20 protein-coding genes are annotated in these 22828 nt (G+C 73.3%); 9 read left to right on the plus strand and 11 right to left on the minus strand.

Annotated features, from left to right (window positions below; all coding sequences use genetic code 11):
• Positions 1 to 123 precede the first annotated feature (123 nt).
• Positions 124 to 2202, minus strand: coding sequence for an SGNH hydrolase domain-containing protein (locus E6U81_RS23150; protein WP_136232009.1), 2079 nt, complete (start codon positions 2200 to 2202; stop codon positions 124 to 126).
• Between the two features lie 240 nt (positions 2203 to 2442).
• Positions 2443 to 3948, minus strand: coding sequence for a cryptochrome/photolyase family protein (locus E6U81_RS23155; RefSeq protein ID WP_136232010.1), 1506 nt, complete (start codon positions 3946 to 3948; stop codon positions 2443 to 2445).
• A 170-nt stretch (positions 3949 to 4118) separates the two neighbouring features.
• Between E6U81_RS23155 and E6U81_RS23160 the strand changes: the two genes are divergently transcribed.
• The 3 genes from E6U81_RS23160 to E6U81_RS23170 are packed head-to-tail and all read left to right on the plus strand — an operon-like array spanning position 4119 to position 6085.
• Complete coding sequence (locus tag E6U81_RS23160; protein WP_136232011.1) at positions 4119 to 4487, plus strand: UBP-type zinc finger domain-containing protein; 369 nt, start codon at positions 4119 to 4121, stop codon at positions 4485 to 4487.
• A gap of 16 nt (positions 4488 to 4503) precedes the next feature.
• Positions 4504 to 5001, plus strand: a complete 498-nt coding sequence (locus E6U81_RS23165; RefSeq protein WP_136232012.1) for a DUF427 domain-containing protein — start codon at positions 4504 to 4506, stop codon at positions 4999 to 5001.
• Positions 5002 to 5020: 19 nt separating this feature from the next.
• Positions 5021 to 6085, plus strand: coding sequence for a MerR family transcriptional regulator (locus E6U81_RS23170; RefSeq protein WP_136232013.1), 1065 nt, complete (start codon positions 5021 to 5023; stop codon positions 6083 to 6085).
• Between the two features lie 18 nt (positions 6086 to 6103).
• On the opposite strand, the gene E6U81_RS23175 is transcribed toward E6U81_RS23170, so the two are convergent.
• From E6U81_RS23175 to E6U81_RS23205, 7 genes are all read right to left on the minus strand, one after another.
• Entirely contained in the window at positions 6104 to 6283 is a 180-nt protein-coding gene (locus tag E6U81_RS23175; protein ID WP_136232014.1) for a DUF6480 family protein, read from the minus strand.
• 123 nt (positions 6284 to 6406) lie between these two features.
• Entirely contained in the window at positions 6407 to 8917 is a 2511-nt protein-coding gene (locus E6U81_RS23180; protein WP_136232130.1) for an acyl-CoA reductase, read from the minus strand.
• Between the two features lie 2 nt (positions 8918 to 8919).
• On the minus strand, positions 8920 to 10068 hold the full coding sequence (locus E6U81_RS23185) for an acyl-protein synthase (RefSeq protein ID WP_136232131.1): 1149 nt from the start codon (positions 10066 to 10068) through the stop codon (positions 8920 to 8922).
• A gap of 5 nt (positions 10069 to 10073) precedes the next feature.
• The gene (locus tag E6U81_RS23190) at positions 10074 to 11219 is read right to left on the minus strand and encodes a GNAT family N-acetyltransferase (protein WP_168714711.1); all 1146 of its coding nucleotides are present in this window, start codon (positions 11217 to 11219) and stop codon (positions 10074 to 10076) included.
• Positions 11216 to 12532 carry an MFS transporter gene (locus E6U81_RS23195; RefSeq protein WP_136232015.1) on the minus strand — a complete coding sequence of 439 codons (1317 nt, stop codon included), beginning with the start codon at positions 12530 to 12532 and terminating at the stop codon, positions 11216 to 11218. Before E6U81_RS23195 ends, E6U81_RS23190 begins: the two co-directional genes overlap by 4 nt.
• Positions 12529 to 13863, minus strand: a complete 1335-nt coding sequence (locus tag E6U81_RS23200; RefSeq protein ID WP_136232016.1) for an AMP-binding protein — start codon at positions 13861 to 13863, stop codon at positions 12529 to 12531. Before E6U81_RS23200 ends, E6U81_RS23195 begins: the two co-directional genes overlap by 4 nt.
• A 248-nt stretch (positions 13864 to 14111) precedes the next feature.
• On the minus strand, positions 14112 to 15185 hold the full coding sequence (locus E6U81_RS23205) for a helix-turn-helix domain-containing protein (RefSeq protein WP_136232017.1): 1074 nt from the start codon (positions 15183 to 15185) through the stop codon (positions 14112 to 14114).
• Between the two features lie 137 nt (positions 15186 to 15322).
• Between E6U81_RS23205 and E6U81_RS23210 the strand changes: the two genes are divergently transcribed.
• A complete protein-coding gene (locus E6U81_RS23210) occupies positions 15323 to 15745 on the plus strand; it encodes a DUF1398 family protein (RefSeq protein ID WP_136232018.1) in 423 nt (140 codons plus the stop codon).
• A 230-nt stretch (positions 15746 to 15975) separates the two neighbouring features.
• Positions 15976 to 18753 (plus strand): sugar-binding domain-containing protein, encoded by a 2778-nt coding sequence (locus E6U81_RS23215; protein ID WP_136232019.1) that lies wholly within the window; start codon positions 15976 to 15978, stop codon positions 18751 to 18753.
• 104 nt (positions 18754 to 18857) lie between these two features.
• On the opposite strand, the gene E6U81_RS23220 is transcribed toward E6U81_RS23215, so the two are convergent.
• A complete protein-coding gene (locus tag E6U81_RS23220; RefSeq protein WP_136232020.1) occupies positions 18858 to 19364 on the minus strand; it encodes a nuclear transport factor 2 family protein in 507 nt (168 codons plus the stop codon).
• 235 nt (positions 19365 to 19599) lie between these two features.
• Between E6U81_RS23220 and E6U81_RS41165 the strand changes: the two genes are divergently transcribed.
• The 4 genes from E6U81_RS41165 to E6U81_RS23235 all read left to right on the plus strand — a co-directional run bounded on the left by E6U81_RS41165 (position 19600) and on the right by E6U81_RS23235 (position 22072).
• Positions 19600 to 19923: a barstar family protein gene (locus E6U81_RS41165; protein ID WP_240803970.1), complete on the plus strand. Its 324-nt coding sequence runs from the start codon at positions 19600 to 19602 to the stop codon at positions 19921 to 19923.
• Complete coding sequence (locus tag E6U81_RS39960; RefSeq protein WP_168714712.1) at positions 19902 to 20075, plus strand: hypothetical protein; 174 nt, start codon at positions 19902 to 19904, stop codon at positions 20073 to 20075. The genes E6U81_RS41165 and E6U81_RS39960 overlap by 22 nt, the downstream gene beginning before the upstream one ends.
• Before the next feature lie 67 nt (positions 20076 to 20142).
• Positions 20143 to 21000 (plus strand): NAD(P)H-binding protein, encoded by an 858-nt coding sequence (locus tag E6U81_RS23230; RefSeq protein ID WP_136232021.1) that lies wholly within the window; start codon positions 20143 to 20145, stop codon positions 20998 to 21000.
• Positions 21001 to 21043: 43 nt separating this feature from the next.
• A complete protein-coding gene (locus E6U81_RS23235) occupies positions 21044 to 22072 on the plus strand; it encodes an AraC family transcriptional regulator (protein WP_136232022.1) in 1029 nt (342 codons plus the stop codon).
• Here the strand turns inward: E6U81_RS23235 and E6U81_RS23240 are convergent.
• A complete protein-coding gene (locus E6U81_RS23240; RefSeq protein ID WP_240803971.1) occupies positions 22029 to 22553 on the minus strand; it encodes a GNAT family N-acetyltransferase in 525 nt (174 codons plus the stop codon). The genes E6U81_RS23235 and E6U81_RS23240 overlap by 44 nt on opposite strands.
• Positions 22554 to 22828 lie beyond the last annotated feature (275 nt).

Consider the following 22828-nt stretch of genomic DNA (forward strand, 5'->3'; position numbering starts at 1 on the left):
GCAGGCCGGCGGCGGGCAGATGCGCCTCAAGCCGCACCCACTCCGCATTCGTCAGATCACCCCGCCCCATGCCCGACCTAACGACCGGACAAGCAGACAGTCACAAGATCCGCCGGACAGGACCTAGCCGCGCCGCTCGCGTGCGGAGACGGTCACGTGGTCCACCCGCATCGGTTGGCCCGGCTGTGTCTTCGGTCCCACGTCGGCGCCGTCGGCCTGCGGCAGCTTGCCGCCGACCGCCACGTTCAGGATCAGGAACAGCCCGTGGTGCACCGCCCGCTTCCACGTCGCGGAGTCCATGCGGTCGGCTGTCACCCGGCGGTGAACGCGGCCTTCCAGATACCGGCGCACCTCCTCCGCACCCGGGGTGAGGTCCACCTCGACGGCATACGGGTGGAACGCCGTACGGTAGTCCGGGCACGGCTGCGGACCCGAGGTCAGGCCCACCGGTTCCGGGCACGGACCGCCATCCGGGACCCCGCAGTGCATCGAGCCGAAGACGGTGTCCCGCCCGTTCACGGACTCCATGACGTCGAGCTCCCCGACGCCGGGCCACCCCGTGTACCCGTCGCGCAGCGGTGCTTCCAGGGTCCAGAACGCCGGCCAGTACCCGGCCGCCCCGGCCCCGGTCACGTCCGGAAGGGCGATCGACGCCTCGATCCGCAGTGCCCCGCCGGGCGGGGGAGTGAAGTCGGAGCGCCGGATCTCGATGCGCCCCGAACTTCCCGCGCCGTCCTTGCGGGTGGGGACGATCTCCAGCGCGCCCTTCCCGTCGAGGCGGACGTTGTCGGTCGAGTCCGTCATGGTCTCGACCTCGCCGGTGCCCCACTGCGGCGCCGGGCAGCCCGGATAGCAAGTTCCCACGTCATGCATCCAGTTGGCGGCCGACGGCGGACTGCCCGCCGGCCCGTCGAAGTCGTCCCGCAGCAGGCGCGTCCACCCGTCCGCCCCGCCGACCGTGCTCGCCGCTCCCGCACTGCCCGCCGCCGCTACCGCCTTGCCTGCCGGCGCTGCCGCGGGCAGGGCCCCCGCCTCCGTGAGCAGCCGCTCCAGCCGGTTGGTCAGGACGGCGGCCGCCGCATTGGTGAGGTGGGCGTCGTCGCGGTAGAGCGGGATCCGGTCGAGCACTGCCGGGCAGGTCGGCCCCTCGCCCGGGCACAGCACCTCGTTCACGCCGACGCTCCGTACGCCGGGCAGCGCGCCGGACGCGATCCGGCGCGCCGGCGGATCGGGCCGGAGCGCGTCCGCGCGGCCGAACGCACAGTCGGCGGGGGAGTCCGGGCTGCCCGAGACGCACGCCGGGACGTCCGCACCCGGTACGGGGGTGTCCTCGACGTAGACGACCGGGACGCCCAGGGCCCGCAGCGGCGCCAGGGTCTTCTCCCAGCCCTCGGCCAGGAGCTTCTCGTCCGCGGTGTACCGGTTGAGCGAGGAGACCACGACGAGGCGGGGCTTCGCCTGCTTCCCGAGCCGCTCCAGGGTGTCCGCCCGCCAGGTGTCGCACTCCCGGTAGGCGCGGCCGGCGCGCTGGATACAGCTCATGGTCCCGTCGGTGTCGAAGCACTGGGGGCTCTGGACGATGCCGACGGCGGGGTCGGACAGGTACGGGACGAGATGGCGCAGGAAGTCCGGCCTGGGTGCGAAGTCCGCGTCGAGGATGGCGATGAACTCGCCGCTGCTCAGGGTGAGCGCGTGGTTGAGGTTCCCCGCCTTCTTCAGGTGCCCGCGGTCGGGGCGCACGACGTACCTGTAGCCGTGACGGGCGGCCAGCGCGGCGACTTCGGGCCGGTCGGCGTCGTCCAGGACCCAGACGGTCAGCGCGTCGGCCGGCCAGTCGACGGCGGCCACCGCCCGGTAGGCGTTGTCCAGGACCGCCGGCGGTTCCCCGCAGGTGGGCAGGTACAGGTCGACGCCGGGCAGGGCGGCCGGCCGCCAGGCGCGGACCAGCACCTCGTGCGACTGCCGGGTGAGGCGGCGCTGGCGCAGGCTGTTGACGGAAGAGAGCGCCAGGGCCACGACGTTGAGGCCGAGGACGGCGAGGAACGCCCACAGGGCGGGTGTCCGCAGGGCGAAGGTGAACATGGTCGCCGCCGTGAACACGAAGGCGAGCGAGGTGGCGATCAGCACCCATCGGCGTTGTGGCCCGAAGTACCAGTAGAGCTCTTCGTCGGATGGTGGTTGCGGAAGATGATGAACAGTCACGAAGCCCCCACGGCTGTGCACGTACCCGTTCGACGCGACCCAGCCTGGTGTCAAAGGTATAGACCACTTGCCCGGATCCGGGGTGATGGGCGTAATGAGCCACGGGATTGGCGTGACCTCGAATGGTCCAGACCTCTTGGTCTCACCATTCGACCGGCCGCTCCGGACCGCTCCGGGAAGTCCCAGGTCACGCGGGGGTGAACAGTCCTGGAACTCCGGGCCGTCCGTCGGCACCAAGCCTCACGGAGCGCTGTCGCCCCGGTTGCGTTCCTGCCGGAGCAGCTCCGTCAGGTCCCCCAGCCGGTCGAGCCCGCGGACCGGGCCGGCGGTACGGGCACCCCGGCCCAGCAGGGTCCGGTGGCGGTGGAGGAAGGACCAGTACCCGGCGGTGTACGGGCAGGCGTCATCGCCGCTGCGGGAGCCCGGGCGATAGCGGCACGGCCCGCACAGGTCGCTCATCCGGTCGATGTAGGCGCCGCCGGACGTGTAGGGCTTCGTCGTCATCCGGCCCCCGTCCGCGTACTGCGACATGCCGACCACGTTGGGCAGCATGACCCAGTCGTAGCCGTCGACGAACGAGCGGTGGAACCAGTCCGTGAGCGCGGCCGGGTCCCAGCCCCGCTGGAGCGCGTAACCGCCGAGCACCATCAGCCGCGGAATGTGATGGGTCCACCCGGTGTCCCTGACCTGGCGCAGCACCGTCGACAGGCAGCGGGCCGTCACCGCGTCCGCGTCGAGCGAGACCCACCACGCGGGCAGCGGAGCGGTGTGCCCCAGGACGTTGGACGTCCGGTACTCCTCGCCGAAGTGCCAGTAGAGCTGCCAGACGTACTCCCTCCATCCGGCGATCTGCCGGACGAAGCCCTCGACGGAGTTGAGCGGCGCGGCGCCCGCCCGCCACGCCGCCTCGGCGCGCTCCACGCATTCCGCCGGATCCAGCAGGCCCAGGTTGAGCGAGGAGGACAGCAGGCTGTGGCTCAGCACCGGGTCGGCCGCCAGCACGGCGTCCTCGTGGGCACCGAACCCGGCGAGCCGGTGGTCGACGAAACGCCGCAGCGCGGCGAGCGCCTCGCGCCGGTCCGCGGGGAAGAGCCGCGGCCCGTCCCGGCCGACGAACGAGACGGCGCCGGTCCGCTCCCAGCGGTCGAGGTCCTCCCGGACGCCGGCATCGATGCGGTCCTCGCGGGGCCGGTAGGGCGCGGGTGCGCCGAGTGTCCGCGCGCCCCGCGGCGGCGGCTCCCGGTTGTCGTGGTCGAGGTTCCACCGCCCCCCGGCCGGCTCGCCCCCGTCCATCAGCAGATCGTGCTCCCTGCGCACATGGCGGTAGAACTTCTCCAGCCGCAGCCCTCCGTCGCCGTGGCCGGCCGCCCACGCCGCGAAATCCTCGCGGCCGACCATGAAGCCCCGAGCGGGGAGGACGGTCACGTTGTCGAGGGAGTCCACCAGGGCCGCGGCCGCCCGAGACGTCGGGTGGTACACCGTGACGGGCGAGCTGCCGACGGCTCGGCGCAGGCCCTCGCGGTAGGTGTCCGCCTTGACGTAGACCACACGGTCCCCCAGCTCGGCGGCACGATGGCGCATCGCCGAGAGCACCAGGTGCGCCTTGGCCCGGTGGAACCGCCGCCGCCGGAACACGGCCTGCGATTCGATCATCACCAGTCGGGTGTCACGGGGAATGCCGCCCTTCCCCGGGGCGGTGAAGGCAGGGCCCAGCTGATCGCCGAAGAGCCAGTGTGCGCCGGTCATGTCGCCGCCCTTCCTCACACGGTGGATGCGTCCCCGTTGCACATTCCCGGATACCGGATGTTTCGGACGCACCCCGCCCGCGGCGCATCCGTTCGCGATGCCCCGGCGGAAGAGGGGGCGCAGGGTGTCCGCGAGCGGCGGACGCCTTCCGGTCGCGGGGCGGAGGCTCGATGGGAGAACCCGGGCGGTGGCAGGTCGCGCCCGACGCGGGGCGTCCGGACGGACGCGCCTGCGCGCACCTCGACCACCTGGAGAACGGGACGGCGGCCGCGGCGGCACCGTCCGCCGGCTGCTCGGCGTGCCTGCCGCGGGGACTGCCCTGGGTGAGACTGCGGCAGTGCGTGACATGCGGGTACGTCGGCTGCTGCGACAGCTCCAGGGGCCGGCACTCCTACGCGCACCACGTGGAGAGCGGGCACCCTGTAGCGGTGTCGCTCGCACCGGACGAGGACTGGGCCTGGTGCTTCCACGACGAGGTCTTCCTGGTCCGGGCCGGGCGGAACCCTGCGGACCCGCCGCCGGCGGGCGGGACACGGTAACGGACAGGAGGTCCCCATGGGAGCGAACGGTGTGGACAGGGCGGCGACTGAATCGGTGTGGGACTACCCGCGCCCGCCCCGGATCGTCCCCGACACGCGGCACGTGGTGGTACACCACGCCGGTGTGGCGCTGGCCGACTCCCGGCGCTGTCTCCGCGTCCTGGAGACCAGCCATCCGCCGGTCTTCTACATTCCGCGGGCCGATGTGCGCATCGAACTCCTCCGGGCCTCGGAGCACCGGAGCGTGTGCGAGTGGAAGGGCACGGCCACCTACTGGCGGCTCGGCCCGGAGCTCGACGGCCCGCCCGTGCCCGACATCGCGTGGAGCTACGAGGCCCCGCGGCCCGACTTCGCGCCGATCACGGGTCATCTCGCGTTCCACGCCGACCGGGTCGAGGCGTGCACGGTGGACGGAGAGCGGGTACGGGCCCAGCCGGGCGGCTTCTACGGCGGGTGGATCACGGACGAGATCACGGGCCCGTTCAAGGGCGTGCCCGGGAGCAGGGGCTGGTGATGGGTCCTGAGGCGGTGCCATGCCCGAGAAGTCTGCCCGCACTCCCCGCATGACGACCGGAGCCGTGGCCCGGCGCCTCGGGATCTCGCCCACCACCCTCAGGTCCTGGGACCGGCGCTACGGCATGGGCCCGGCGGTACGCGACGGCGGCCGGCACCGGCGCTGGACCGTCGAGGACATCGCCGTCCTGGAGGACATGTGCCGGCTCACCACGTCGGGAGTGCCCCCCTCGGAGGCCGCCGGTGTGGCGCTGTCCCGCGCGAACCGGTCCCATGCGAACCGGTCCCATGCGAACCGGTCCCGTGCGGACAGGTCCCCAGTGGCGGACCCCGAGCCGCTGCCCGCCGCCGAAGCGCGCCGGACGCAGGGCCCCGGTCCCGGCGGCGGACTGCCCCTCGGGGACATCCGGCAGGAGTTCCGGGGCCTGGCCCGGGCAGCGGTACGGCTGGACGGCCCGGCCATGGACGAACTGCTGGCCGCTCTGGTGCACGGCCACGGGCTCGTGGCGGCCTGGGAAGAGGCCATCGCACCGACCCTGCACGCGGTGGGCCGCAAGTGGGAGTCCTCGGGCGACCGCTACGTCGAGGTGGAGCACCTCCTGTCCTGGCACGTCTCCACCGTCCTGCGGCAGGTCGTCGGCAACGCCCCGCCCGGCCCCCGGGACGCGGCGCCGGTCCTGATGGCGTGTGTTCCCGGCGAGCAGCACTCCCTGCCGCTCGAAGCACTCGCCGCAGGCCTGGCCGAGCGCGAGCTGCCCCTGCGGATGCTGGGCGCCGCGGTACCGGGCGAGGCCCTCGCGGCCTCGGTGCGCAGGACCGGGCCGTCCGCCGTGGTCCTGTGGTCCCAGTCGCGGCGCACGGCCGACCGCACCCTGGCCCGCCAGGTCGCCGCGACGGCCTTCGGTGTCCGCGGCGCCCGCACCCGTCCGCTGGTGGTCCTCGCCGGGCCGGGCTGGGGCAACCGGGCCCCCGGTCCCGGCATGCTCCGCCCGACCGGTCTGCGCGAGGCACTGGACGTCCTGGCCCGCCACTGCGCTGCCGCGGCCGGCCCGTTCACCTCCCCGACGACGGCCCACCGCTCCTGAGCGGCACGCGGTGCGGGGTCACCACCCCGCGATGCGCGCGACGAAGAAGGCGGCGACCAGGGCGGCCCCGATGACGATGAGGGTCAGGAACACCCGCGGGTGCTCCCACACCCCACCGTCGCCGCGCTCCGGATGGGCCGAGGAGATGGATCCCTCCGCCGGGGGAGTCTCCCCGGGCGGAATCCGCGGAGTGGACATGATGCCTCCGAACTCCCCGAGACCCCCACGGTCACGCGCCCGGCCACCCCGGTGCAACTCGCAGTGTTTCTGCATCGAAACGGCGGCCCGCCGCCGGGCGGGGCAGCGGGCCGCGCAGGGAACCTACCTGCGGGCGTCGACCACCGCGAGCAGCTTGCCGCTGGTCGGGCTGCGGTCCAGCGACGCGCCGTCGACCGCCTCCACCACCAGGTCCAGCAGCCCCTCCGCAACCGCCGACCGGAGCTCCGGATAGCCGGCCAGGAAGACCTCCCGCAGCCGCTCCGCATCCGTCGCCCCGGTGCGTTCCACCCGTACGGTCAGCCGCTCGCACGCGTCCGTGACGTCGAGCCGGACCTGCAGCTCGCCGCGGTGGCCGCCGTTCTCCCCGGCCAGGTCCAGGAAGCGGCGGTGGTTGAGGAAATACGTCGCCACCCGCATCACGTCGCCCGTGCGGCCCCGCAGTTCGAAGCGGGGCGCGTGCCGACCGCACGGACAGCGTCCGGGGACCTCCCGGCCGAGGTCGCCGATCACGTACCGGCCCAGCTGCTGGCCGCGCCGGGCATGCGTGCTGAAGACCAGCCGTCCCGTCTCGCCCGGCGCCACCGGCCGGTCCTCGGCCAGGTCCAGGATCTCCATGGTGTGCAGATCGGCGTGCAGGTGGTGGACGCCGCCGGTGCTCTCGGTGCACTGGTAGCCCAGCGGCCCGAGGTCGGTGCTGCCGTAGGTGATCGAGCGGATCACCTCGATGCCGAAGGTGGCCTTCAGGGTGCGCTGCTGCTCCGGCGTGAAGTGCTCACCGCCGTAGAAGACCTTGCGCAGACCGCCGTAGGCCCGCAGCGCGTCCTTCTCCGCGTGCAGCAGCTGCCACAGGTAGGAGGGCATCCCGAAGAGGGTGTCGGCCCCGAGGTCGATGAGCGCCTGAGCCGTCGCCCGGTGGTCGGGGCCGGCCGACAGCGGCAGCTGCACCCCGCCGAGGCGTTCCAGCACGGAGAAGAAGCTGATGAAACTGCCGTACATGGCGCCGCAGTAGAAGAGGTTGGCGGTGCGGTCCCCGACCGGGTCGTAGCCGGCCGCGAGCAGGCCGCGGGCCGCCGCGTGCATCTGGGTGTCGTAGTCGTCGTAGCTGAAGACCGACAGCGCGGGTGCTCCGGTGCTGCCGCCGCTGCGGAAGTACAGCTCGGCATCGGCGCGCGCCACCCGCCGGGCCGGCTCCTGCACGTCCTCCTTGCCGAGCAGCGGGCCCGCGGGCGGCGGCAGGACCACGGGCCGGGCCAGGTCGTCCAGGCAGGCGGTGGTGGCGAAGAGGGCCGCATCCGCCTGGACCGCGACGCGGCGGCTGTAGCGCTGGAGGGCGTACACGCCGTCGTGCGGCTCGCCCGCGTAGCTCTCCAGCATGGCGCCGACCGGCGTCACCCGGGTGACGCCCGCGGCCAGGGCGGTGCGGGAGAGCTCGGCGATGTCGGTCCGGCTGCCCGCGAGGCCGGCCGTCTGCAGGTAGCGGCGCATCGGGCGCAGGGTGGCGATCATCCGCTTCCGCGGCAGGGGCTTGACCCAGACGCTGCGGTGCAGCGGCGAGGCGGTCAGCGGGGACCGGGTGTCGGCCATGACCCGCCACGAGCCGTCCGGCGCGGTGAACACCCGGGTCAGACCGAGGTGTTCCTCCAGCCGGGCCATCAGTTCGGCGGTGGTCAGCTCGGCCGCCTCGGCCGGGTCGGGATCGGCCGTCGGGGCCGCGCCCACCGCCGGCGGCCGGGCCGCGAGTACGGCCGCGAAACGCTCGGCGAAGGCGAACACCTCACCCTCGTCCTCGGTGTCGAGGTAGACCACCTGGGGGCTGGAGCAGGCCTGCTGCTCGTGCAGGCACACGTCGTCCGCGAGGGCGCCGAGCGTCACGGCGTCCGACCAGGCGTCACTCGTCAGGTAGGCGAAAGAGATCCGGTGTCCCCACTCCACCAGCCGGCAACCGGCCGGAACATGGGCCGCCACACCTTCCACGGCGCCTTCGCCGCCCCACACGGCCACGGCGTCCGCGGGCGCGCACATCAGACGCAGCCACTCCTGCCGGGACGACGGGAACCGCAGCACGACGATCCGTGCGGCCAGCGCGCCACTGGGGTCCAGGGCCGCCAGCTCCGCCATCAGGTGCTGCGTGAGCAGGGTGTCGGCGCTGCTGGTCTTGAGGATGTTGACGTTGCCGGAGAGCAGGCCCTCGACGATGCTCAGCGGTGCCACCGTCGCCGCGTTGCCCGGGGCGATGTGGGCGACCAGGCCGACGGGTGCCCACGCCTCGTAGACCGTCTCACGCGGATCGGCCCGGTTCAGCCGGCCCGGGGCGGCGTCCCCCAGTTCCCGGCGCAGCTTGCGGGTCAGCTCGCGCCGGCCGAGGAGGGCGCCGAGCTCGGCCAGGACCGCCGGGTCCTCGCCCTCCGGCAGATGCGCGGCGAGCCGGCCGTGCACGGCGTGGTCCGGGTCGCACAGTGCGGTGGAGAGGGCGTCGCAGGCGGCCAGGACGGTCTCGGTCTCCAGGTCCGTCGCCAGCGCGGCCTCGACGGCGGCCGGCAGCTCGGCGAGGCGGCGCCCCGCCTCCTCGTCCCCGACGAAGGAGCCCTGCCAGTAGTGGTGGTGCACGCTCATGGTCACGCCATTCCCTTCATCAGTTCCGCCGCGGCCACGGCGCAGCTCCGGTTGCGGCTCACCCCCGCACGGCCGTGCACGGTGAACCAGGGGGTCTCCAGTTCGCACCCGCACGCCTCGCCCGGCTGCAGGGAGGCGAGGTCGCCCATGACCACGCTCTGCGCCGGCACCGAGGTGATGTACGGCGACACGAGGTGCAGGTAGCCCCGCTCCCCGTACGGCAGGGGCTCCAGGCTCCGGGTGGAGCGGATCGTCACCCGGGACCAGACGGGGGCGTGCAGCCGGTGGTGGTCGCACTCGATGTACGGGATGCAGTGCTCCACCGACCCGAAGGTGTCCCGGATCCGCTCACCGGGGATGCCGAGCTGCTCGGTGACCCGCGCGTACAGCTCCTCCTTCTCGATGCGCCGGTCGGAGTGGCCCTTCCAGCCGCCGCCGAGGACGACGAGTGAGCCCTCGGGCAGGCGCAGCGGCGCCATCCCCATGGCCCGCATCCGCTCCAGGGTGAAGAAGAGGAAGGCGGGGAAGCCCAGGATGCGCACCGGGGCGTCCTCCCGCTCGAAGCGGCGCAGCGCGGCGATGCAGCCGAAGGGGTCGAACTCGTGGTCGCCGCCGGTGTTGCGCAGCGCGTACTCGACGCTGCGGGCCGGGGCGAAGTCGCACAGGTAGTTGTCGGTGAAGGCGGTGCCCAGGTTCAGCGACGGGGCCGGCTCGTAGCTGTACAGGAGGTAGTTGACCTCCTGGTCCGGGGTGATCCAGCCGTTGCGCTCGAAGATCCGGGCGACCATCCGCTGCGCCGAGCGGATGGTCCAGTGGTCGAAGAACATCTGCGACTTCTGGCCGGTGGTGCCGGAGGAGGTCAGGTGCAGCTCGACGTCCTCGCGGGGGATGGAGAGCACCTCGTGGCGCTTGAAGAAGTTCGCGTGGACGAGCGGCGTACGGTACGGCTCGGCCGGGGGAGTCGCCTCGTACAGGGAGCGGAAGAAGGCGGAGCGTTCGGTGTGCCAGGCGTTGGTCTCCGCCATGGCGGCGGCGAACAGCTCGTCCACCGCGGGCCCGTGGGCGTAGGGGTCGGTCAGGTCGCACAGCTGCTGTACGTGTGGCAGGAGGTCCGGGTCGGGTACGGCGACCGGCGCGAGATGGGGGTTCATGCGGTTCATGGGGCAACCTCGGATGGTGTGGGCAGGTGCGCCGACGCCCAGGCCGACGCGTAGCAGTCCAGGTAGGGCTGGAGGGGCGGTTCGACGGCGACGCCGCGGAAGTCGATCCGCTCGCTGGAGCGGGACAGGACGGCGTAGTCGTGGAAGCCGTCGCCGTCCGCGCGCATCGCCGGGTAGAGGGCTCCGGCGACGAACCCCTGGGCGAGGAAGGCGGAGAGGGCCTCCTGGTGCGCGAGCGGCACCAGCGCCTCCACGTAGCCGGCGCCCGCGCGGGCCAGGGCGCGGGTGACGGGTTCGAGGTGGGCGGCAGCGGCCGTCGGGTCGGGGTGGGCGGTCAGCAGGGAGCAGTACCCGCCGGCGCGGTTGAGGTAGGCGTACACCTCGAACCGGCCGTCCTCCGGTGTGAGCAGCACGTTCGGGGTGTGGAGGGGGTAGAACCAGCCCTCCGCGCCCGGGAACCGCTCGCGGAAGCGGCGGCGTACGAACGCCGGCGCCTCGATCATCTCCAGCCGCTCGACGGCCCCTCGCGGCGCGGGGGCCGGAAGCGGGCCGGACGCGGCGCGCACCTGCGGGTAGCCGATGCCGAGGGCCTCCCCGGCCGTGCGCAGCAACGGCAGCAGCACGGCGGGCACTTCGGTGACGGGCACCCGGCGGTCGAGCACACCGGGGGAGTGACGCGCGTAGAGCGCGAGGCTCTCGCGGCTGCGGAGATCCACGGCGTTGGGCAGGATGCCCAGCGGGCGGAAGCCGTTGCGGGCGACGACCCGCTGGGGGCCGGAGCCGACGGTGCGCACGGTCGCGTACACCGAGTCCAGCCGTCCCGTGTCCAGCATCTCGGCGCAGAGCGCCTCGGTCAGGGTGGCGGCCAGTCCGGCCGAGCGGTGCTCGGGATGCACGGCGATGCCCTCCAGCCGGGCGATGCGGCTGCCGGCCTCGCCGTGGATGGCGGCGGAGCCGGTCAGGGCCCCCGTGGTGGCGCAGCGGGCGACGAGCCACAGGGAGTGCGGGTTCGCCATGAGCAGGGCCATCTCGGCCGGGTCCGTGCCGAGCGCCACGGGGTAGTGCGGGCCGTACACCGCGTAGTAGAGCTGGCGCAGTTCGGCGATGTCCGCGCCGGTGGCCGGGGTGATGACGGGATTCACCGGGCGCCTCCGACGGTCTCCGGGTCCACCGCGGGCGAGGGCGCGGGCCGGGGCTGGGGCTCGGGCGCGGGCTCGGGGGTTCCGGACCCCAGCAGGGCCAGCGCGCAGGCGGCGGGCAGCAGGCCGACACCCTGCACCAGGCACAGCGTCTGCGGGGAGAGCAGGTCGCCCGCGGACCCGAACACCAGGGACGCCACGGGCAGGGAGGCGCCCAGGACGGCCTGCATCACGGCGAAGAAGCCGGGCTTGTCGGCCGTCGGTACCAGCCGCTGGAAGAGGGCCACGAAGCGGACGCTGACGGCCCCCGCACACCAGCCGGCCACGACCAGACAGCCCGCGATGATCGGGCGGTGGGCGAACAGGCCGGGCAGCGCCAGGGCGAGGGCCATCAACCCCAGGCACCAGGCGCCGGCGACGGTGAGCCGCCCGGGCACGCGGGTACCGGTGAAGGCGCCGACGAGGGCGCCCGCGCCCAGCGAGGCCTCCAGCAGGGCGACCGTGCCGCCACCGCCGTGCAGGACCGAACGGGTGTAGAGGGGGATGACGACGAACACGGCGGCCGTGAAGAGGTTCGCCGCAGTGAAGCAGACCAGGATCCGCCGTACGTAGGGCAGTTCGCCGAGGATGCGGCGCAGCGGGCGCTGCGCCGGCGGCGCGTCCGAGCCCTGCGCGGACGTTGCCGCGTTGCGGAAGCGGGCGCTCGCGACGAGGAGGGCGGCGCCGGCGTAGGCGGCCGCGCAGCCCGCGGCGAGTCCGGCCACACCGGCCCGGTCGACCGTCAGGGCGCCGAGCAGCGCGCCGCCGAGGCCGGCGAGGGACTGGGTGGACAGCTCGAAGCCGGTCGCCGTCTCGATGTCGGCGTCGTCGACGAGTTCGGGCACCGAGGTGGTCAGACAGGGGTCGAAGAACGCCTGGCAGGTGGCCAGGGCGAGAGCGGCGGCGTACACCCCGGCAAGCGGCGGTCCGCCGCCCTGCGCCCATACCGCGAGGACGCACGCGGTGGCCGCGGCCAGGCCGGCGGCGGTCCGCAGCACCGAACGGTGGGCGAATCCGGCCACCGTCCGGGCCACCACGGGGGCCAGTACCACGGCGGGCAGCGTGCACAGGGCCATGAACAGCCCGGAGGCCAGGCCGCGGGCGCCCTGCACGGCGTAGGCGACGATCCACCAGGACACGCCGACCTGGAACATGCGCACGGCGGCCTGGGTGAGCACCTGGCCGAGCCACACGGCGGCGAAGGCGCGGTTGCGCAGGATCAGCGGGGTGCGCCGGGCCGGTGGAGCGGCCGTGGGGGTGCCGGGTGCGGCGGTCATGCCGTCGGCCTCTCGTCGAGGACCCGGACGAGCTTGCCCGAGCGCGGGTTGACGGCGAGGTCGCGGTGGCGCGCCCACTCCACGGACAGCGGGTGCACGAACCCGGCACGCACACTGTCGGGATACAGCGGCCGTACGGCCTCCAGCTCCGCGACGACGGCCCGCGCGAGGGATTCCCGCAGATGCGAATCCCGCAGATCCGAATCCCGCCCGTCCGAGTCCGGCCGGTCCGACTCCCGCCGGTCCGAGTCCCGCTCGTCGCCGGGGGCGGTGGCCAGCCGCAGGACGAGCCCGTCGCGGCCCTCCCAGCGGCGGACGACGAGCTGCATGCCGACGACCTGCCCGGCGGTGTCGGCCGCGGCCACCGCGTCCTGGGCGTCCTGCGTGTAGAGGGACACGGGCCCGACGCGTACGCCTTCCTCGGCGCGGCCGAGGATCCGGAAGTGCCCGGGTCCGGTGCCGGTCCACTCGGCCCGGTCGCCGGCGGGGTAGCGGATGATCGGCATCAGGCGGCGGAACAGGCTCGTGACGACGACCCGGCCGGGACGGCCCGGCTCGGTGACGGGCTCGTCCGTGGAGTCGTCGAGGATCTCGACGACGGAGTACGGCGTGAAGGCCCGGTGCACCCGCGCGTCGGCGCCGGGCACGGGCCGGCCGAGCAGGCCGGCGTCCACGCTGGCGTAGCCGACGGATCGGGCCTCGGCACCGGGGAACGCGGCGGCCAGCAGGCGCCGTTGGTCGTCGAAGAGCGCCTCGCCGCCGAAGAGGAGCAGTTCGACGGAATCGAGCCGGACGCCGGTGGCGAGGACCTGTTCGGCGAGCCGGCACAGGGTGGTGGGCGTGCCGGCGAGTACTTGCGCGGAGAGATCGCGCAGGGTGGGGATCGTCGACTCCAGTGGGGCGCCGCCGCCGATGGGCAGACGGACGTTGTCCACGGGCGCGTGGGCGAGCGAGTCGAGGACGAACAGGAAGCTGGCGTACAGCTCCCCGGCGTAGAAGAGGTCGGCGACGCGGTGTCCCGGACGCAGCCCCGTGTCCACGAGACCCTGCCCGAAGGAGGTGACGAAGGTGCGCCACTCGTCCCGGGTGTAGACGGAGAACTTGGGGGATCCGGTGGTGCCGCCGGTCTTGTAGACCGTGGCTTCGCTGAGCGGGCCGGTCAGTACGCGGTTGTCGTGCAGGGTGTTGGCCGCCCAGAACGCCTCCTGGTCGACCACGGGAAGGTCGGTGAGTCGGTCGGCGTGCGGCGGCAGGGACCCGTAGAGGTCCCGGTAGAAGGGAGAGTTGAGACGAGCGAAACGTATGAGGTCCGAGAGTTGCTGGGCGGACATGGGCCTTTGCCTAGGTGACGGAAGTGGGACGGGAGCCACGGTGGGGCACGGCGAGAGCAAGAACTCGCCTGCCGCATCGACCGGTACGAGCGGGGGACACCCCGGCGCCCCCGCCTCCTCGACGCACGTCGCAAGCTGACGCGCTGTCATGATGATGAAACATCAGTGCGCAAGTCACCAAATTGAGCGAAGATTCCAGGCCATTGTGGCAACATTCAACAATTCTTGCGGCATGGGCTCTTGTGTCGTCAGTCGTCCAGCAGGCGCCACGCGGTGAGGGCGAGCCCGGCGCGCATCAGGCCGGCGGGCTGGGTCAGTTCGATGCCCAGGGCCTTGGTGATCTGTTCGAGCCTGCGGGCGACGCTGCTGTGGTGCAGGTGGAGGCGGTCGGCGGCGCGGCGCAGGGAGCCGGTGGCGCAGAAGGCGTCCAGGGTCTCCAGGTCCTCCGGGTTGCGGGCCATGCGGGCGATCGCCGCCACGTCGCCGTTGGCGCGCGCCGCGTCCTCGGGAATCTCGGCCAGAAGGGCCAGCGCTCCCAGGTCGTCGTGGCGGACGACCGGTCGGCGGGCGGATGTGAAGCGGAGGGCGGTCCGGGCCTCCCGCCAGGACCGGGCGGGATCGCCGGAGGCGCCGATGCCGGCGCGCGCGTCCCCGGGGAGGCGGTCGGGGAGCCGGGCCGGGGGGAGGGCGGTGGCGGCGGTGGCGATTGCGGTGGCGGTGGTCAGGACGACGCCGACGCCGGCGAGCGGCGCCGCCTTCACCGGGCGGCCCGGGCAGAGCAGGCCGGCGACCCGGTCCAGCGGAAGCTCCGACCGCACGGCGGCGACACGGACCGGCAGGTCCGCGGCGAACCCGAGCAGTCGCAGCGCCCGGGCCCGGCCAGCCTCGTCGCAGTCGGAGCTGACGACCAACTCCACGAGGGCGGGATCGGCCATGGTCGTGCGGGCCGGGCCGTACCGTTCGACGACCGCCGCGACGGCGATGGCCAGTCGGTCCAGCAGAACCTCGTCGAGCGGGTTGGGCGGGCCGGGGCGCTCCAGCCAGACCGTACCGATCTCCTCGTCGTCGAGGGTGATGGCCGCGCTGGTGGACGCGGAGCCGGGCGGGGCGGCCGCGTCGGCTCCGTCGGGCGAGGCGCGGACCACCCGCCCCGTGCCGTGCAGCCGGACCCCGGTCGTGCACTCGGCCAGCCCCGCCGAGGACCTGGCCAGCGCCGGGAGGTCCACCCGCCGGCGCATCAGCGTGTCGTAGAACGCGACGACGCGGATCGCGCCTTCCGCGTGCGCGTCCAGTTGCGACAGCCGTGCGGCGAGTGCCTCCATGTCTGGAGGATAGGCCGCCCGGACCGCGCGGGCGGGCCGCCGATCGGCGCGCGGTCGGGGCGGATCGGGCGACGGGCGTCGCGTGGCCCCGGCCCGCCATATTCGACAACATGTTGTCTGTCTGGCATCATGGTGTCATGAATGAAATCGATGCGATCCGTCATCTGCAGGCGGCTCTGGAGCGTGGTGCCGCAGTCCGCCCGAAGGTCGGCGGCTTTCCCCACCTCGCCGAGAGCCTGCGCCGGGCCGGCGTGAGCCACTGCCGCATGGCCGTCCCCTCCAACGCCTTCCTCTACCTGACCGGGCACGGCAATGTCGTCGTCCAGGGCGAGCCCCTCGTCACCGGCTTCGCCGCCGCGCCGCCCTTCGACCGGGCCGGCCTGGTCGCGGCCCTGCGCGCGGACCAGGCGGGGGAGACGACCTTCCCCGAGTTCGTCCGGGGCTGCTGGAACGCGGGCATCGTCTGGTACGACGTCGACACCGCCGCCCGCACCTGCACGTACTACGGCGCGGACGGCGAGTCGTACACCGAGGACTACCCGTCCGTCGCGCTCGCCTGAGCGGAACGCGGAACCGGGGCGCGGGGCTCAGGACACCCCGGAAGAAGGGCGGCGCCCCCCGGGCTGTCGCCGCCGTGCGCGGCCCCGCCCGTGGCAGACTCGGTCCCCTCCGGCCCGGCCGCCGCGCAGCGGGCGGGACGTCCACCCGATGAGCAACCCACAGCCCCGCGGACCAGCCGCGCCCGCCTTCGGCCGCGCGCGATCCCGGGCCCGGTCCCGCCGGAGGCCCCGTGCTCCGCCGCCTCGCCCACCGCCATCGCCACCGCCACGCGAGGACCGTCGCACTCGCCGTGGCCGGCCTGGCCCTCGTCCTCTCCGCGGGCACCACCGGAGCTGCGGCTCCCGCCGCCCGGCACGCCGGGGCGGCACCCCGTACGGTGGCCGCGCCGACCGCGCCGACCGCGCCGACCGCGCCGACCGCGGTGCCCGCCGCGCCCGGTAGCGCCACCCCGCTCTCCGGCTACGCCGTCCAGTCCACCGCGAAGGTCGCCGACGCGGCGGAAACCGTATCCAGCCCCGGCTATCCGGCAACCGGCTGGTATCCCGCAGGCCCCCGTTCCACCGTGCTCGCCGCGCTGCTGGCGGCCGGCGTGTACCCCGACCCCTTCCACTCCACCCAGCAGAAACTGATCCCCGCCGCGGACTTCACCGTTCCCTGGTGGTACCGCTCCGACTTCACCGTCGCCGAAACGACGGCCCGCACCCACCTGGACTTCAGCGGCGTCGTTTCCGCCGCCGACGTCTTCGTCAACGGCCGCCGGATCGCCACCACGAGCACGGTCGCCGGCGCGTACACCCGGCACGAGTTCGACATCACCGCCCTCGTCAGGCGCGGAACCAATACGGTCGCCTTCCGGATCCAGCCCAACAACCCGCGCAAGCACCTCACGATGGGCTGGCTCGACTGGCTGCAGCCGCCGCCGGACGAGAACATGGGCATCGTCCGCGACGTCACCGTCCGCCGTGCCGGCCCCGTCGCCCTGCGCGACGCGCACGTGGTGACCGCCCTGGCCATGCCGTCCATGGCCTCGGCCGACCTGACCGTCAAGGCGCGGGTGCGCAACGACTCCGACGCCACCGTCACCACGACCCTGTCCGCCGCCGTGGGCGCGACGACCGTCGCCGCCAGCGTCACACTCGCCCCCCACGAGACCAGGGCCGTGGTCTTCACCCCCGCCGAACACCCGGCGCTGCGCCTGCGATCGCCCCGCGTGTGGTGGCCGGCCCACATGGGCGGACAGCCGATGTACGCGCTCGACCTCACCGCCACCGTGGACGGCACCCCCTCGGACACCGCCCACCAGGCCTTCGGCATCCGCGACGTACGAGCACCCCTCAACGCGGACGGCGCCCGCCAGTACGAGGTCAACGGCCGCCCGCTCCTCCTCAAGGGCGGCGGCTGGTCCCCCGACGAGTTCCTGCGGTGGGACCCGACCTACGTCGAGGACCGTCTCAAGTACGCGCTCGACCTCGGCCTGAACACCCTGCGCCTGGAAGGGCACATCGAGCCGGACGAGTTCTTCGACCTCGCCGACCGCCACGGCATCCTCACCCTCCCGGGCTGGGAGTGCTGCACCAAATGGGAGGGCGAGTTCAACCGCGGCGGGTCCGGAGAGCGGTGGACCGCCGCCGACCACTCCGTCGCCAGGGCCTCGATGGCCGCCGAAGCCGCCCGCCTGCGCCACCACCCCAGCGTGATCTCCTTCCTGATCGGCAGTGACGCCGCTCCGAACGAGGAGATCGAGCGCGGGTACCTCGACGCGCTGAAGGCCGCCGACTGGACCGCCCCGGTGATCCCCGCGGCTGCTGACGCCGCGTCCCCGATCACCGGCCGGTCCGGCATGAAGATGACCGGACCGTACGACTGGGTCCCGCCGGGCTACTGGTACGACAAGCGCGAAGGCGGAGCAAGCGGCTTCAACTCCGAGACCAGCGCCGGCCCGGACATCCCCACCCTCGACACGCTCCGCCGCATGATGACCCCGGCCGAGCTCGAAACCCTGTGGAAGGACCCGGCCGCCGTCCAGTACCACCGCTCCCGGTCCGCCACGTTCGACACACTGGAGCTGTACGACAGCGCCCTCGCAGCCCGCTACGGAGCCCCGGCGAGCCTGGAGGACTACGTACGCAAGGCCCAGCTCGCCCAGTACGAGAACGTGCGCGCGCAGTTCGAGGCGTACTCCCGCAATGCCAAGGACCCCGCGGATCCGTCGACGGGCGTCATCTACTGGATGTTCAACAGCGGCTGGACCTCGCTCCACTGGCAGCTCGTGGACCGCTACCTCGACCAGGGCGGTGCCTACTTCGGCGCGAAGAAGGCGAACGAGCCCCTGCACGTCCAATACGGGTACGACGACCACGCGGTGGCCGTCGTCAACAACCGGACCGCACCGGCCACCGGCCTGACGGTCCGGGTGACGCTCTTCGCCCCCGACGGGACACAGAAGTACGACCGCACGGTGACCGGCCTGACCGTCGCCGGAGGCGGAGCCAGCAGCACCGCGCTGACGGTCCCCGAGTCGGTACCCGGCCTGCCGACCACGTATCTGGCCAGGCTGCTCCTCACGGACGCCGCCGGACGGGAGGTGAGCCGCAACGTCTACTGGCTCTCCACGGAGGCGGACGTCCTCGACTACGAGCGCAGCGACTGGTACTACACGCCCACCACCTCCTACGCCGACCTCCGCGGGCTGAACTCCATGGCGCGGACGGCGGTCGCCGCCACGGCCTCGACGGCGGCGGACGCCTCGGGGACGTCGACGACGACCGTGACCCTGCGCCACCCGGGCACCGTCGGCACCCCGGCCCTGCTCACCGACGTCCACCTCGTGGGGGCGCAGGGAGCGCCGGTGCTGCCGGTGCGGTGGACCGACAACCAGGTCAGCCTCTGGCCGGGGGAGTCGGTCACGCTGACGGCGACGTACCGGACGGCGGACCTGCGCGGTGCCGCGCCGAAGCTGCGGATCTCGGGCTGGAACACACCGACCGCCATGGTCCCGGCCGCCTGACGGCAGGCCACCAGCGCGGCAGCCTTTCCTGCCGGTCCGGTCCGGGCCCGACCGGGCCCGACCCGACCGGTCCGCTCTCCGCGGACCGGTGTTCGGGCGGGGCGTCAGTTGGCGGGCGGGGTCCAGTCGGCGGGAAGGCCGGACTGGCGGAGGACGGTGGCCAGGCTGTAGTGGTCCTTGTCGGAGGTGATCCGGCAGTGGTTCGTGTCGAGGTCGAGGACGGTCGTCATCGGCACGGCGAACGGCTTGGGGGCGCCCTTGAGATGGCCGGAGTAGATCGCCTGGACGGTGACACGGTCCCCGGCGGAACGGGTGGTGCGGATGGTGACGTGGACGTTGTCGATGAGGGAGTCGGCGCGGGCCTTCCACCCGGAGATCTCCTTGCGGCCGCGGAAGGTGGCGGCCACGGCCTCGTCGGTGTAGGTGCCGTCGGCGGTGAACAGGGCGCCGAGGGCCCGGGGATCGGTGCCGTTCCAGGCGCCGGCCCAGGCCGTGACGATCCTCGGCGTACGCCGGTCGGTGTGCTGCGCGGCATGGGCGGTGGAGGCGGTGCCGCAGAGGGCAGCGGCGGCGGCCAGCACGGTGACGGTGCGCAGCGGGCGGGATGTCATGACGGACTCCTTCGTGAGTGGTGTGCAGGTGTGGCTGCCGGTCGAGCGCGTCGGCGCGCCGCCTCAGCCGTCACACACCGTCGCGTCGAGCGCTGTCCACTCTCCAGCCCCCGCGGCGCCGACGACTGACCAGCACTGTCCACAGGTGTCCACGCCGCTCCCGGTTGTTCGGATCTAGAATGCGAAGCTCGCAGTTCGCGGCCGTCGTCGACGGTCCGCACCAAGGGAGGTGAGGGTGACGGCGCACGATCCGCCCTGGCTGCACGTCATTCCGGAAGGGGGCGCGCTGCCCGTCGATCTCCTCCTCCCCGCGACGGGCACGACGCACGTGGCGCGCCTCGACGGCCGCGAGATGGCTGATACGGACGCGGTCTTCCGGAGCTTCTACGACGGACTCCGGCTGCCCGACCACTTCGGGTGGAACTGGAATGCCCTCTCCGACTGCCTGCGTGACCTGCACTGGCTGCCCGCGGACCACCGCGTCCTGATCGTCGATGCCGCCGACGCCCCCTCCCGGACGATCCCGACGACCGGACGGTGCTCTTCAGGACCCTGCTGAGCGCCGGAAGGCGCTGGTCGTACACCCGCAAGCCCGACAGCACCGCACTCGGCGGGCTCGTCCTGGTCCTGTGCTGCGACCCTGCGGCCGTGCCGTCCCTCCGGGAACGGCTGCAGTCGTGCTGGGAGGAGCTGATCACCACCCCCGCTTAGACGCTGGCGTATGCGGATGAGTGTTTCGGCTATGTTGCGTCTCGGTTCGTTCGACTTGACTGAGGTCATGACGAAGACGACGAAGAACGACACGCAGACCCCCACCGCCCGGGCCATCACCCTGGTCATCGGGGGCAACGGCAAGACCGGCCGCAAGGTCGCCGAGAAGCTCACGGTCCGGGGCCGGCCCGTCCGGGTCGGTTCCCGCAGCGGGGAGCCGGCTTTCGACTGGAACGCCCCCGGCACCTGGCTGCCGGCGCTGGAAGGCGTCGACCGGGTGTACGTGACCTACTATCCCGACCTCGCCTTCCCGGGAGCCGTCGAGCAGGTGGGGGCCTTCGCCGAGGTGGCGGTCGCCGCGGGGGCGCGCCGTCTCGTGCTGCTGTCCGGCCGGGGCGAGGAGGCCGCGCAGCTCGGCGAGGAGAAGCTGAAGGCCTCCGGGGCCGACTGGACGATCGTACGGGCGAGTTGGTTCAACCAGAACTTCGACGAGAGCTTCTTCCTGGACCCGGTGCTGGCCGGCGTGATCGCCCTGCCGACCGCGGACGGGGTCGAGGCGTTCGTCGACACCGGGGACATCGCCGACGTGGTGGTGGCCGCACTGACCGACGACCGGCACATCGGCAGGACGTACGAGCTGTCGGGTCCGCGGCTCATGAGCTTCGCCGACGTCGCCGCCGAGCTGTCGAAGGTCACCGGCCGTGAGATCGCCTACGTGCCGGTCTCGGACGAGGCCTACCGTGCCGAGCTGCGGGAGCACGGTCTCCCGGAGGACTTCGCCGAACTGTTCACGCTGATCCTGGACGGGCGCAACGCGCACCTGGTGCACGGGGTCGAGGAGGTCCTGGGCCGGGCGCCCAGGGACTTCGCGGACTTCGCCCGCGAGGCGGCGGCCACCGGCGTGTGGGACGTCCCGTCCGCCTGACCGCACGTCACCCCGGACCGGCGGGAGTGGAGAAGATGTACGCATGGACATGTTGACCGGTCTGCTCGAAGGCCCCCAGGCCCGGGGCGCCTTCCTCCTCAAGTCCGTCCTGAACCCGCCGTGGGCCATGCGGATCGAGGACCGCGCCCCGCTGTCGGTGGTGACGATGGTGCGCGGTTCCGCGTGGCTGCTGCCCGACGGGGGCGAGCCGGTGCTGATCGCCCCGGGCGACGTGGCGGTGGTGCGCGGGCCGGATCCGTACACGGTGGCAGACGCCCCGGACACCCCGGTGACGGTGGCGGTCGGACCCGACCAGCGGTGCAGCACGCCGGAAGGTGAGGACGTCACGGCGTCCATGGCGCTGGGCGTGCGGACGTGGGGAGCGGCCCACCAGCACGCGGATTCGGCGGTGATGCTCAGCGGCACCTACCAGGCGCCGAACGAGATCGGCCGCCGGCTGCTGGGCGCACTGCCGAACATCCTGGTCAGGCCGGCGGGAGCGGCGGACGCGACCCTGATCGACCTGCTCGCCTCCGAGATCTCGAGCGAGGAGCCGGGCCAGGAGGTCGTGCTGGACCGGCTGTTGGACCTGCTGCTGATCGGGGTCCTGCGGGCGTGGCCCTCGGCGACGGATTCGAGCGCGCCCGCCTGGTTCCGGGCCCAGAGCGATCCGGTGGTCGGCCCGGCCCTGCGGCTGCTGCACGAGAGCCCGGCCCACGCGTGGACCGTGGAGGAGCTGGCCGAACGGGTGGGCGTGTCACGGGCATCGCTGGCGCGCCGGTTCAGGGAGGTGATGGGGGAGCCGCCGGTCGGCTATCTGACGGGCTGGCGGCTCGCGTTGGCGGCGGACATGCTGCGGGAGCCGGATGCCACGGTCGAGAGGGTGGCCCGCCGGGTCGGGTACGGCAGTGCGTTCGCCCTGTCGGCGGCCTTCAAACGGGTCCGGGGGATGAGCCCGCAGGCCCACCGCGCGGGCGTGGCCGGGCCCGACGCCGGCCTGGCGGCGGGGCCCGGGGGCACGGTGGTGCTCAGCGCGCCGGACGGGCGGCCTCGGTCGCCGGGTCGAGGCTGAGCACGCCGACGCGTTCCTCACCGATGAGTTCGCCGGTGGGGGTGAAACCGAGGCCGAGGTAGAAGGGTTCGGGGCTGCCGGAGCCGACGTGCCAGCTGACGTGCGCCGTCCGGTGGGTGCCGCGGCGGACGATCTCCTCGGCGACGGCGCGGACGGCGAAACGGCCGTAGCCCTTGCCCTGCCGGCCGGCGTCGATGTTCAGGCGCCAGATGCCGCTGCGCCGGTCGGTCGGATCGGCCGCCGGGTCCCAGACGATGTCGTGGAAGGCCATCACGAAGCCGACGACGTTGTTGCCGTCGACGACGGCACGGGGCCAGGCGCTGGTGGGGTGGATGTACGCCTCGGCGAGGGACTTGACCACGGGTGAGACCAGATGTGCCTGGTCGGGGCGCACTTGTACGGCGCACACCGCATCGAAGTTGTCGGCGGTGACGGGTTCCAGTCGCAGGGGCGGCCGCGGCGGGACGATCATGGCGGGCATGGCCTCACCCTAACGCCGGCGGCGCCTCCCCCGCCCGGGGGAGGCGGTTCCCCCGGGTGGGGGAGGCCGCGGACCGGGATGAGCTGGGACCTTGAAGGCAGTGGGCGAGTAACCGACTCCCCACTGTCCAGGGAGGTCTGACCATGCAGAAGTTTTCCGTCGTCGCCGCGCTCGGCACCACGACCGGGGCCCTCACGACCGCGGCCCCCGCGGTCGGCGCCGCCACCGAGACCCCTCGGGCGCCGCTTCCGCTGCTGTCAAGCCACGAACTTCCG

This window comes from Streptomyces sp. A0592 (assembly GCF_004795115.1).
In the GTDB taxonomy this organism is placed as follows: Bacteria; Actinomycetota; Actinomycetes; order Streptomycetales; family Streptomycetaceae; genus Streptomyces; species Streptomyces erythrochromogenes.

What these genes read in the sequence shown, in the direction of transcription:
- E6U81_RS23205 (WP_136232017.1), bottom strand. Translation starts at nt 15,185, where the DNA reads ATGGAGGCACTCGCCGCACGGCTGTCGCAACTGGACGCGCACGCGGAA.
- E6U81_RS23230 (WP_136232021.1), top strand. Translation starts at nt 20,143, where the DNA reads ATGACGAAGACGACGAAGAACGACACGCAGACCCCCACCGCCCGGGCC.
- E6U81_RS23170 (WP_136232013.1), top strand. Translation starts at nt 5,021, where the DNA reads ATGCCCGAGAAGTCTGCCCGCACTCCCCGCATGACGACCGGAGCCGTG.
- E6U81_RS23175 (WP_136232014.1), bottom strand. Translation starts at nt 6,283, where the DNA reads ATGTCCACTCCGCGGATTCCGCCCGGGGAGACTCCCCCGGCGGAGGGA.
- E6U81_RS23210 (WP_136232018.1), top strand. Translation starts at nt 15,323, where the DNA reads ATGAATGAAATCGATGCGATCCGTCATCTGCAGGCGGCTCTGGAGCGT.
- E6U81_RS23220 (WP_136232020.1), bottom strand. Translation starts at nt 19,364, where the DNA reads ATGACATCCCGCCCGCTGCGCACCGTCACCGTGCTGGCCGCCGCCGCT.
- E6U81_RS23200 (WP_136232016.1), bottom strand. Translation starts at nt 13,863, where the DNA reads ATGTCCGCCCAGCAACTCTCGGACCTCATACGTTTCGCTCGTCTCAAC.
- E6U81_RS23195 (WP_136232015.1), bottom strand. Translation starts at nt 12,532, where the DNA reads ATGACCGCCGCACCCGGCACCCCCACGGCCGCTCCACCGGCCCGGCGC.
- E6U81_RS23160 (WP_136232011.1), top strand. Translation starts at nt 4,119, where the DNA reads ATGGGAGAACCCGGGCGGTGGCAGGTCGCGCCCGACGCGGGGCGTCCG.
- E6U81_RS23235 (WP_136232022.1), top strand. Translation starts at nt 21,044, where the DNA reads ATGGACATGTTGACCGGTCTGCTCGAAGGCCCCCAGGCCCGGGGCGCC.
- E6U81_RS23155 (WP_136232010.1), bottom strand. Translation starts at nt 3,948, where the DNA reads ATGACCGGCGCACACTGGCTCTTCGGCGATCAGCTGGGCCCTGCCTTC.
- E6U81_RS23180 (WP_136232130.1), bottom strand. Translation starts at nt 8,917, where the DNA reads ATGAGCGTGCACCACCACTACTGGCAGGGCTCCTTCGTCGGGGACGAG.
- E6U81_RS23240 (WP_240803971.1), bottom strand. Translation starts at nt 22,553, where the DNA reads ATGCCCGCCATGATCGTCCCGCCGCGGCCGCCCCTGCGACTGGAACCC.
- E6U81_RS23185 (WP_136232131.1), bottom strand. Translation starts at nt 10,068, where the DNA reads ATGAACCCCCATCTCGCGCCGGTCGCCGTACCCGACCCGGACCTCCTG.
- E6U81_RS23165 (WP_136232012.1), top strand. Translation starts at nt 4,504, where the DNA reads ATGGGAGCGAACGGTGTGGACAGGGCGGCGACTGAATCGGTGTGGGAC.